10 protein-coding genes are annotated in these 9,691 nt (G+C 58.9%); 7 read left to right on the top strand and 3 right to left on the bottom strand.

Translation table 11 applies throughout. The features are described from left to right. Window positions 1-243 precede the first annotated feature (243 nt). The 3 genes from ABD937_RS04400 to ABD937_RS04410 all read left to right on the top strand — a co-directional run bounded on the left by ABD937_RS04400 (window position 244) and on the right by ABD937_RS04410 (window position 1,836). Window positions 244-669 (top strand): response regulator, encoded by a 426-nt coding sequence (locus ABD937_RS04400; protein ID WP_345253707.1) that lies wholly within the window; start codon window positions 244-246, stop codon window positions 667-669. Window positions 670-844: 175 nt separating this feature from the next. Continuing rightward, complete coding sequence (locus ABD937_RS04405; protein WP_345253709.1) at window positions 845-1,276, top strand: response regulator; 432 nt, start codon at window positions 845-847, stop codon at window positions 1,274-1,276. Window positions 1,277-1,404: 128 nt separating this feature from the next. Further along, complete coding sequence (locus ABD937_RS04410) at window positions 1,405-1,836, top strand: four helix bundle protein (protein WP_345253711.1); 432 nt, start codon at window positions 1,405-1,407, stop codon at window positions 1,834-1,836. A gap of 18 nt (window positions 1,837-1,854) precedes the next feature. On the opposite strand, the gene lpxD is transcribed toward ABD937_RS04410, so the two are convergent. Together lpxD and ABD937_RS04420 are read right to left on the bottom strand one after the other, a co-directional pair. Next, window positions 1,855-2,910, bottom strand: coding sequence for a UDP-3-O-(3-hydroxymyristoyl)glucosamine N-acyltransferase (lpxD, locus tag ABD937_RS04415; protein ID WP_345253712.1), 1,056 nt, complete (start codon window positions 2,908-2,910; stop codon window positions 1,855-1,857). A gap of 133 nt (window positions 2,911-3,043) precedes the next feature. Then, on the bottom strand, window positions 3,044-4,258 hold the full coding sequence (locus ABD937_RS04420) for an HD domain-containing protein (protein WP_345253714.1): 1,215 nt from the start codon (window positions 4,256-4,258) through the stop codon (window positions 3,044-3,046). 224 nt (window positions 4,259-4,482) lie between these two features. On the opposite strand from ABD937_RS04420, the gene porX reads away from it, so the two are divergent. The 3 genes from porX (at window position 4,483) to ABD937_RS04435 (ending at window position 7,774) form a co-directional block, all read left to right on the top strand. Then, complete coding sequence (gene porX / locus ABD937_RS04425; RefSeq protein ID WP_345253716.1) at window positions 4,483-6,039, top strand: T9SS response regulator signal transducer PorX; 1,557 nt, start codon at window positions 4,483-4,485, stop codon at window positions 6,037-6,039. A 265-nt stretch (window positions 6,040-6,304) separates the two neighbouring features. After that, a complete protein-coding gene (locus ABD937_RS04430; RefSeq protein ID WP_345253718.1) occupies window positions 6,305-6,682 on the top strand; it encodes a hypothetical protein in 378 nt (125 codons plus the stop codon). 315 nt (window positions 6,683-6,997) lie between these two features. Continuing rightward, on the top strand, window positions 6,998-7,774 hold the full coding sequence (locus tag ABD937_RS04435) for an MBL fold metallo-hydrolase (protein WP_345253720.1): 777 nt from the start codon (window positions 6,998-7,000) through the stop codon (window positions 7,772-7,774). A gap of 33 nt (window positions 7,775-7,807) precedes the next feature. On the opposite strand, the gene ABD937_RS04440 is transcribed toward ABD937_RS04435, so the two are convergent. After that, window positions 7,808-8,155 (bottom strand): hypothetical protein, encoded by a 348-nt coding sequence (locus ABD937_RS04440; RefSeq protein ID WP_345253722.1) that lies wholly within the window; start codon window positions 8,153-8,155, stop codon window positions 7,808-7,810. 179 nt (window positions 8,156-8,334) lie between these two features. Here ABD937_RS04440 and ABD937_RS04445 point away from each other — a divergent pair, with 179 nt between their 5' ends. Next, window positions 8,335-9,474, top strand: coding sequence for an acyl-CoA dehydrogenase (locus tag ABD937_RS04445; RefSeq protein WP_345253724.1), 1,140 nt, complete (start codon window positions 8,335-8,337; stop codon window positions 9,472-9,474). The last annotated feature ends 217 nt before the right edge of the window (window positions 9,475-9,691 follow it).

A 9,691-nucleotide genomic window follows, 5' to 3' on the forward strand; every position in this document is an offset into this window, starting at 1 on the left:
CGGTCTCTTTCTACCGACAGGCACGAACGTACCTACGCACGCCTGCCTGCGATGGGCCGGCAGGGCCCGCCGGTGGCTGCTGACCCGGCAGGTCATAGGCAATGCCACCGTAGCGCCGTTCCCTCAGGACAAACGCGCAGGGAATGCGCCTGAACCGTGTAGAATGCGCCCCGGTCTGGCGCCTGCGCCCGCTTCCCGACCGCTAACTAACCCCTAGCATAATCCTTGCAATACCCTACGGTTATGAACTGTGTAATCGCGCCGGGGCTTCGTTATCTGGCGTACGTGGAAGACGATGAAGACGATCGGGAGCTCTTTGCCGAGGTAGCGGAAGCCGCTCAGCTTCCGGTACGCTGCTTTCCCGACGGCCGTGCCCTGCTGGAGCAGCTGGCGCTGGCCCCGGATGCCCCGCCTTGCCTCATCCTGCTGGATATGAAGAATCCCGTGATCTCCGGGCCGGAGACCTACGACCTGCTGGCTGCCGACAATCGCTTCAGCAGCATCCCGGTCAAGTTTTTCTCCACCTCGGTGGATTTTGTGGATGCGAGCTATGGGCCCTCCGCCCTGGCAGTGGAGCTGATCCCAAAGCCCGACATGTATAGCGACTGGGTGTCGCTCGTGACCCGCCTCGCCCGCTATTGCCAGGAGCCCGTGTCGGACGACAACTGAGCAAGCGTGTCGTTTCCCCCTTGATGTTGCCGCGGTCCCGGAAGGCCGCTTTTTTTATTCCGGCCTCCCCCGCCGTTCCGGCTTTTCCGGATTCGCCGCGCGAAAGCGGGCCTTTACCGATCTTGGGTTGCTTTTAACGCAAGGCTGACGCACTTTTGCCGGGAAGCGCGAACCTATGAAATCCGTTACCTACGCACACGCCCACACGATCCTCTATGTCGACGACGACCGCGACGACCTGCTCCTCCTGCGTGAGGCCATCGACCATATCGACGGTCAGTTCACCCTGCTCGAGGCCAGCGATGGCATCGACGGGCTCGAGCGCCTCCAGGCGCTGAAGGCTGCGGGAGCGCTGCCCTGCCTCATTGTGCTCGACATCAATATGCCCCGCATGGACGGGCGCAAGACCTTTCAACTCATCCGCCAGGATCCCGAGCTTGCCGACGTCCCCGTCGTGATCTTCAGTACCTCCAGCTCGGAGCTCGACAAGCTCTTCTTCCGCGGTAAGAACGTCGAATACATCACCAAGCCCATCCGTTTCGACCAGCTCGTGTCCGTAGCGGGAAGGCTGCTGGAGGTGTGTGCCGCGCATGTCGCTGCGCGGTAGATTTCAGATGTGTGATTTCAGATTTCAGATTTTTGGGGCCCCGGTGATTTTCGGGGCTTTGTCGTGTAAAAACCCACTGATTCCTGTTCTTTTCCTATTGCGACAGCCGTCTTTGCCGACCGACCTTCATGAAAAACATGACGAGGGAGTTATTGGAGCAACGGACAAAGCAGTTCCACATCGACGTGATCCGGCTCTGCCGGAACTTGCCGCGCGATGCCGCCGGATATGAAACGGCAAAGCAGGTGATCCGCTCCGCCGGCTCAGTGGGCGCCAATTACCGGGCAACGCGCCGGGCAAAATCCGACGACGACTTTCTGTACAAGATGGAAGTGGTGCTGGAGGAAGCCGACGAGTCGCATTACTGGCTGCAGGTGATCTACGAATGTGGCATGGATCAAAGCCCGGAGACCTTGCGCCTTATCGGCGAAGCCAATGAGCTCACTGCGATCTTCGCAGCCGTGTGCAAAACCAAAAGCGAAAAGCTGGAAAAGCGGCCGAAATCGGCTAGAATAAAGCGTCCGGGAAAGACGCCGCCGCCAGGCAAATCTGAAATCTGAAATCACAAATCTGAAATCTCAGACATCAGAGAGCTTCTCGGCACTAAGCTGCCGCACAATCTTCTCCAGCTCATGGATCCGCTTTTCGAGCTCGGGCAGGTTGCGGAATACGGCCTGGCTGCGGAGGGCGCTGGTATAGTCGGCGGCGGGAGAGCCGGTAACGGAAGAGTAGGGTTCCTTAAGCGATTTGGAAACGCCGCTCTGGGCATTGATGCGCGAGCCGTCGGCGATCTGGATATGGCCCACGAGGCCGGCCTGCCCGCCGATCATGACCTGGTTGCCGATCTTGGTGGAGCCGGATACGCCCGCCTGGGCGGCAATGACGGTACTGTTGCCCACCTCTACGTTGTGCGCGATCTGGATGAGGTTGTCGAGCTTGGCACCCGCGCGGATCACGGTGGAGCCCATGGTAGCGCGGTCGATGGTGGTGTTGGCGCCCACCTCCACGTTCGACTCGATCACCACGTTGCCGATCTGCGGAACTTTCTTGAAGGAGCCGTCGGCCTGCGGGGCAAACCCGAAGCCGTCGCCGCCAACGACGGTGCCGGCATGGATGGTGACGTTGTTGCCCAGCACGCAGTCGTGGTAGACCTTGACGCCCGGGTGCAGGATGCAGCCCTCGCCGATCGTTACATTGTCGCCGATATAGGTGCCGGGGAAGATCTTGGTGCCGGCGCCGATCTTTACCTTCTCGCCGATGTAGGAAAAGGCGCCCACGAACACGTCGGCGCCCAGCTGGGCGGAGGCGGCGATGAACGAAGGCTGCTGGATGCCTTTCATCTGCTGCGTCGCCATCTCCTGGTACTTGCTCAGGAGGAGGGCGAAGGCGCTGTAAGCGTCCGGAACACGGATGAGGGTGGGCGTTACCGGCTGGCGCAGCTCATAGGCCTCGTTGATGATGGCGATGGAGGCGCCGGTGGTATATAGGAAATCTTCGTACTTGGGATTGGCCAGAAATGTCAGCTGCCCTTCCTGCGCTTCCTCGATCTTGCCAAAGGACGAAACGGCGGCATCGGCATTCCCCTCAATTTTTCCATTGACCAATATCGAGATCTGGGCGGCTGTAAAAAGCATGTTCTAAAAGTAAAAAGTAAAAAGTCAAAATTCAAAAAAAAGGAGTCGCACAAACAAAGGCGGTCGTCCGCGTCGAAAGCTTTTGACTTTTGACTTTTGAATTTAGCGTCGTTGGCAGCTCGGATCACCGGGCTTACCTCAGGTAGCAAAGGTAATACTTTTTGACAGGGGTCGCGAGCTGCTGGTGGATGAGGGCATTGTCCACCTTCGAGATATCGGTGACCGTGCCGTCCTTGAACAGTACCCGGATGTGCTCGTCGTAGGGGTTGTAGGTGGTGTTCTGCGCCTCGCCCGTAAAGACGAAGTAGGCGGCCTCGTCCTCGGTGATGCCGAGCCGGCCGGCCACGTCGCGACGCAGCGCTTCCACGAGCTGCGGATCGAAGGGATCGGCCTGGAAGCGCACCTTGAGCAGCTTCCGCTCCACGAGCCCCTTGCACAATCTTGACAAAACTTTATCGAAGTGCCCGCACCAGTTTTTGATGGAACAGAGCACGTCGGTATCGTCGAGTGCGGCAAAGCGCTCGAGGTGGCGGATGAAGTTGCCATCGGGGCGATGCTCCTTCAGGAAGAAGTCGAGGTTGTTGGAGACGGCGTTGAGCTCGATACCCGCGGCAATGAGCTCGCCCGCGCGCTCGATGATCCGAACGAGCATCTTTTCGGCGGCCACCACGGCCTTGTGGAGGTACACCTGCCAGTACATGAGCCGGCGCGCCACCAGGAACTTCTCCACCGAGAAGATGGCCTTTTCCTCGATGAGCAGCTCACCCTCGTGCACCACCAGCATCTTGAGGATGCGGTCGTAGCCGATGACGCCTTCCGACACGCCGGTGAAGAAGGAGTCGCGCGTGAGGTAGTCCATGCGGTCCACGTCGAGCTGCCCCGACACGAGCTGGTGCAGGAATTGCTTCGGGTACTCCCCGCGGAAGATGGCGATGGCCGTATCGAGGCGGCCGGAGAACTGCTCGTTGAGCAGCTGCAGGATGAGGTCGGAGATCTCCTCGTGGTGCACGCCCTTGATCAGCTTACGCTCGAGCGCATGCGAGTAGGGCCCGTGGCCGATGTCGTGGAGGAGGATCGCGATCTTGGCACCCTGCTCTTCGTCGGGTGTGATGTCGGTGCCCTTGTTGCGCAGCTCGGTGAGCGCGAGTCCCATGAGGTGGTAGGCGCCGAGTGAGTGGTGCAGGCGGGTGTGCACGGCCCCGGGGTATACCAGCGAGGCAAACGCCATCTGGTGGATGCGGCGCAGGCGCTGGTAATACGGGTGCGAGATGATCTCGAAGATCAGCGGGTCGTCCACCGTGATGAAGCCATATACCGGGTCGTTGATGATCTTGCGGACGTACGCCATGCACAAAGTGTTAAGAGGGCAAAAATAGGAGGGGGGAATGACTACATTTGGAATTCGTGAATCGGCAATCGGGAATCGGCAATTGGTCTCTGCTCAAACGCCTAACCCTCTCTATGAATGCAAGTCCTCATTTGGTCGGAGGGAGAGGGCGGTAAAGCATTGCCGATTGCGGATTCCCGATTCCCGGAACAATAGGGCAGATTTGAAACAGAAAAGATATACACATGGCAGTAGCAAAGATCCTTTGGGTAGATGATGAAATAGAAAGCCTGCAGTCGCAGAAGATGTTCCTGGAGAACAAAGGCTACGACGTGCAGACGCTGACGAACGGCTTCGATGCGATCGACTATATCAAGGAACATATCGTGGACGTGGTGTTGATGGACGAGAGCATGCCGGGCCTCACCGGCCTGGAAACGCTCGCCAAGATGAAGGAGTACAACAGCGCGCTGCCCGTGGTGCTCATCACCAAGAACGAAACGGAGAACCTCATGGACGAGGCCATCGGCTCGCAGATCTCCGACTACCTCATCAAGCCCGTGAACCCCAACCAGGTGTGGCTGTCGCTCAAGAAGATCATCGACAACCGCCGCCTCGTGGCCGAGAAGACCACCACCGCTTACCAGCAGCAGTTCCGCAACCTCTTCATGGCCCTCAATTCCAACCCCGACTTCAACGAGTGGATGGGTATTTACAAGGAGCTTGTGCGCTGGGAGCTAAGCCTCCAGCAAAGCGACTCTCCGGAGATGCAGGAGGTGCTGCAGTCGCAGAAAAGCGAGGCCAACACCGAATTCTTCAAGTTCATCTCCCGTAATTATACCGATTGGCTTTCGCCCAAGACCAAGGAGCGCCCCGTGATGAGCCATACGCTCATGAAGGACAAGGTGTTGCCGCAGCTCGAAAAGGGCACGCCCCTGTTCTTCCTGCTCGTCGACAACCTGCGCTTCGACCAGTGGCGCGCCATCCAGCCCATTTTTGCCGAGAGCTTCCGCATCACGGAGGAGGACACGTTTTACAGCATCCTGCCCACGGCCACGCACTACGCGCGCAACGCCATCTTCGCCGGCTCCCTGCCCATCGACATCGAGCGCAAGTTTCCGCAGCTGTGGAAGAACGACGAGGACGAGGGCGGCAAGAACACGAGCGAGGAGGAGTTCCTCCGCGCGCAGCTGAAGGCCGCCGGTAAGGGCGACCTCCGCGTGTCCTATACCAAGGTGCTCAACAACCAGGCGGGCCTCGAGCTCGTGGCCAACGTGCACAACCTGCTCAACAACGACCTCAACGTCATCGTCTACAACTTCGTGGACATGCTTTCGCATGCCCGTACGGAGATGGAGGTGCTGAAGGAGCTTGCCGGCGACGAGCAGAGCTACCGCAGTGTTACGGTGTCGTGGTTCACGCACTCGCCCCTGTACCAGGCACTCAAGAAGATCGCCGACAAGGGCATCAAGATCGTGCTGGCCACCGACCACGGCTCGGTGCGGGTAAAGACACCGGTGAAGGTGGTGGGCGACAAGCAAACGACCACCAACCTGCGCTACAAGCACGGGCGCAACCTCAATTACAACCCGAAAGAGGTGCTGGCCTTCCGCGACCCGAAAGAGGGCGGGCTGCCTTCACCCACCATCAACTCGAGCTACATCTTCGCCGGCGAGGACACTTTCCTCTGCTACCCGAACAACTACAACCACTACGTCAACTATTACCGCAACACCTTTCAGCACGGCGGCATCTCCCTCGAGGAGATGATCGTACCCGTCATTCAAATGGTTTCGAAGTAAGCCGCAAGCGGCTTAGGTTTCACGCGGCGGCGCAGCGAAAAGCGACGCAGCGATCATGCACGATAGCCACCGGCTCGCGGTGGCTATTTTTTGGCACGTCTTCGCCAGCGGGGAGTACACCTGCGCAAGCCCTGTTCGCCGCGCCGCTGCGCCGCCGCGTGAACGGCGCGCCTGCGCGTAGTCCGTGTTGCTTTGTGTCTCCGTGCCTCCATGGTTCAAAACCCGTGAGCGGAGCGAACAGCGGCCGTTTTCCTAAATTTGCGCCATGAAGTACACGCAGAACACCCTGGACAAGATCGAAGGCATTGCCGAGGAATCGGGCTATATCGTGCGCTACGAGCGCGGGTCGTTCCAGAGCGGCTTCTGTATTCTGGAAGACCGGAAGGTGGTGGTGCTGAACAAGTTTCTCCAGCTCGAGGGCCGCATCAACACGATGATCGACCTCATCCCACAGCTCCGGGTAGATGCGGATTCGCTGACGCCGGAGAGCAAGAAGTGGTTCGCCGAGATCATGGGCCGCTACCGCGCCGCGCAGGAAGAGCTCAACTTTAAGGCTGGTGAAGATGCCGCGGCATCCGAAGCTCCGGCCGGCGGCACAGGCGACGAGCCGTCTGCCGGTGCGGATAAAGGCGAGGAAAGCTGAAGAAGGGATGTTTACCGCTAAGAAAAGAAGGAGCTAAGGTATTCGCAAAGACAATGGTCCCGCTGACGCGGGACTTTTTGATCCGTGACCGGTTGCGGGAGCTTGCACCGTCGCAGCCTGAACTCCCGTACAAGACCGGTGAACCGGAGGTCAGGAAGGGGCAGCGAATATTGGATATCGAAGTGCTGCTCCGAACGGACCGGGCATGCAGGGCCGGCCGCCATTGGGAAAACGGCCGCACCGGGGCGAAATACTAATAAACTAATAGACCAATAAACCAATAAACGCTGCTTTCTTTCCCTTAATTTGCCTCCCGTGGCCACCCCTTCGCTTCAGTTCACGTTCCTGGGTACCGGTACTTCTTCGGGAGTTCCGATGATCGCCTGCCCCTGCGAAGTGTGCTCCTCCGCCGATTCGCGCGACAAGCGCCTGCGCTCGGCCCTGCTGGTGCGCTCCGCCACTACGACGCTGGTGGTGGATACCGGACCCGACTTCCGTTACCAGATGCTCCGCGCCGGCGTCCGTACACTCGATGGCGTCGTGTTCACCCACCCGCACAAAGACCATGTGGCCGGGCTCGACGATGTGCGTGCCTACAACTACCTGCAGGGAACAGCAATGCCCCTCTACGCCAACCCATTGACCATCGAGGCCCTCAAGCGCGAGTTTTTCTATGCTTTTGCCGAGAACAAGTTTTCCGGTGTGCCCAACCTCGAACTCAATACCATCGGCCTCGAGCCATTCGTGGTGGGCGATATCCCGGTGACGCCCATCCAGGTATGGCACCTCCGCATGCCGGTGCTTGGGTTTCGCTTCGGCGACTTTACCTACATCACCGACGCCAATCGCATCGACGAATCGGAGAAGGATAAGATCCGCGGCTCCAAGGTGCTGGTGCTGAACGCGCTGCGCCGCGAGAAGCACATCTCGCACTTTAATTTGATCGAAGCGATGACCCTCGTACGCGAACTGGAGATTCCCGAAGCCTATTTCACGCACCTTTCCCACCAGATGGGCCGTCATGCCGATGTCAGCGCCGACCTTCCGCAGGGCATCCACCTCGCCTACGACGGGCTGGAAATAAGGTGCTGATTGGCTGAAACCTCCGGCCGCACCAATACACCACTACCTGATCTCATCGCGGAACAGTACGGGCCTGTCGAACAGGGTCCATTCCTGGCTACCCTTCCGTTTGAGGAAAAACTCCTCGGATCCTTTTTCCTTGCGCACGGAATCTCCGATATGGATCGTCACGCTGTCGAACAGGAAAGCGGGATTGATCTTGCGGATCTTTGTTCCTTCCTGCACCTCCACCACCCAGCTGGCCCGCGGCCGGTTCGGCTTCCAAACCAGGATCACCTCGCCGTATATCGAGGATTTGCGGGCATGTACGGGCGGATAGAAGATCGCATACAAGGCAAATGCGATGAAGAGAAGGAGCATAGTGAGCGATGCCACGGTTCTCAGGCCCATGGCCTCCAAGTTAAACAGATTCCGTAAGGGATGCGACCGTGCAGGGGCTTGCAGCAGCAATATGCGGCAGTAGTTCGGTCTCCTGAATCCTTCCGAGCCTCTATGCCATTAACACATTAACTAATTAGCACATTAGCACATTCTCCTCCTATCTTCGCCGCGCATTTAACGATTGCCGCATGAATTTTACCCCCAACGAGATCACCCAGCAGGTGGCGCAGACCGCCCGCGACTTTGCCCTGCAACACATTAAGCCCCACGTAATGGAGTGGGACGAAAGCCAGGAATTCCCCGTAGACATCTTCAAGCAGCTCGGCCAGCTCGGCATGATGGGCGTGCTGGTGCCGGAAGAGTACGGCGGCGCCGGTCTTTCCTATTACGAATACATGGCCGTGATCGTCGAGATCTCCAAGGTGTGCGGCTCCATCGGCCTGTCGGTGGCGGCGCACAACTCGCTCTGCACCGGCCACATCCTCCAGTTCGGCAACGAAGAGCAGAAGCGCCGCTGGCTACCGAAGCTCGCCACCGCCGAATGGATCGGCGCCTGGGGCCTCACCGAGCCTAACACCGGCTCCGACGCCGGCAACATGAAGACCACCGCCGTGCGCGACGGCGATAACTGGGTCATCAACGGCACCAAGAACTGGATCACCCATGGCAAGAGCGGCGACATCGCGGTAGTGATGTGCCGTACCGGCGAGCCCCGCGCCAAGAACAACGCCACCGCCTTCGTGGTGGAGCGCGGCACCCCCGGCTTCAACGCCGGCAAGAAAGAGAACAAGCTCGGCATGCGCGCCTCCGAAACCTGCGAGATGATCTTCGAGAACTGCGTCATCCCCGATGCCAACCGCCTCGGCGAGGTTGGCGACGGCTTCAAGCAGGCCATGAAGATCCTCGACGGCGGCCGCATCTCCATCGCTTCGCTCTCCCTCGGCATCGCCAAGGGCGCTTACGAGGCATCCGTGCAGTATTCTCAGGAGCGCCACCAGTTCGACAAGCCCATCTCCTCCTTCCAGGGCATCGCCTTCAAGCTCGCCGACATGGCCACCGAGATCGCCGCCGCCGAGCTGCTGACGCTCCAGGCCTGCGCCCTCAAGGAAGCCAAGCAGCCGATGACGAAAGAGGCCGCCATGGCCAAATACTACGCTTCCGAAGTAGCGGTGAAGGTGGCCAACGACGCCGTTCAGGTCTTCGGCGGCTACGGCTACACCAAGGACTTCCCCGTAGAGAAGCATTACCGCGACGCCAAGCTGTGCACCATCGGCGAAGGCACCTCGGAGATCCAGAAGCTCGTGATCTCCCGCGAGGTACTTAAATAACGGTCCTCCGTCTCCCGGTAGGGGAACTTAGGTCGGATAAACTTTTCTTGTTTGGACCTTTTCTCAGAGCATTTTATACGAAAGCCCCGACATCGTCGGGGCTTTCTACGTTAAGGGAATGCCTCGTCCTAAAATAGGTTGACACAAAAGTTGACTTATATGTTAGATACAGGAGTTAGTGATTATCGTAGGCGGACTTGTAAGGATTACAGTCTTG

This window comes from Flaviaestuariibacter amylovorans, from assembly GCF_039541815.1.
GTDB classification, from domain to species: domain Bacteria; phylum Bacteroidota; class Bacteroidia; order Chitinophagales; family Chitinophagaceae; genus Flavisolibacter; species Flavisolibacter amylovorans.

Coding starts and splice junctions, on each gene's coding strand:
- ABD937_RS04400 (WP_345253707.1), top strand. CDS start 244: ATGAACTGTGTAATCGCGCCGGGGCTTCGTTATCTGGCGTACGTGGAA.
- ABD937_RS04405 (WP_345253709.1), top strand. CDS start 845: ATGAAATCCGTTACCTACGCACACGCCCACACGATCCTCTATGTCGAC.
- ABD937_RS04410 (WP_345253711.1), top strand. CDS start 1,405: ATGAAAAACATGACGAGGGAGTTATTGGAGCAACGGACAAAGCAGTTC.
- lpxD (WP_345253712.1), bottom strand. CDS start 2,910: ATGCTTTTTACAGCCGCCCAGATCTCGATATTGGTCAATGGAAAAATT.
- ABD937_RS04420 (WP_345253714.1), bottom strand. CDS start 4,258: ATGGCGTACGTCCGCAAGATCATCAACGACCCGGTATATGGCTTCATC.
- porX (WP_345253716.1), top strand. CDS start 4,483: ATGGCAGTAGCAAAGATCCTTTGGGTAGATGATGAAATAGAAAGCCTG.
- ABD937_RS04430 (WP_345253718.1), top strand. CDS start 6,305: ATGAAGTACACGCAGAACACCCTGGACAAGATCGAAGGCATTGCCGAG.
- ABD937_RS04440 (WP_345253722.1), bottom strand. CDS start 8,155: ATGGGCCTGAGAACCGTGGCATCGCTCACTATGCTCCTTCTCTTCATC.
- ABD937_RS04445 (WP_345253724.1), top strand. CDS start 8,335: ATGAATTTTACCCCCAACGAGATCACCCAGCAGGTGGCGCAGACCGCC.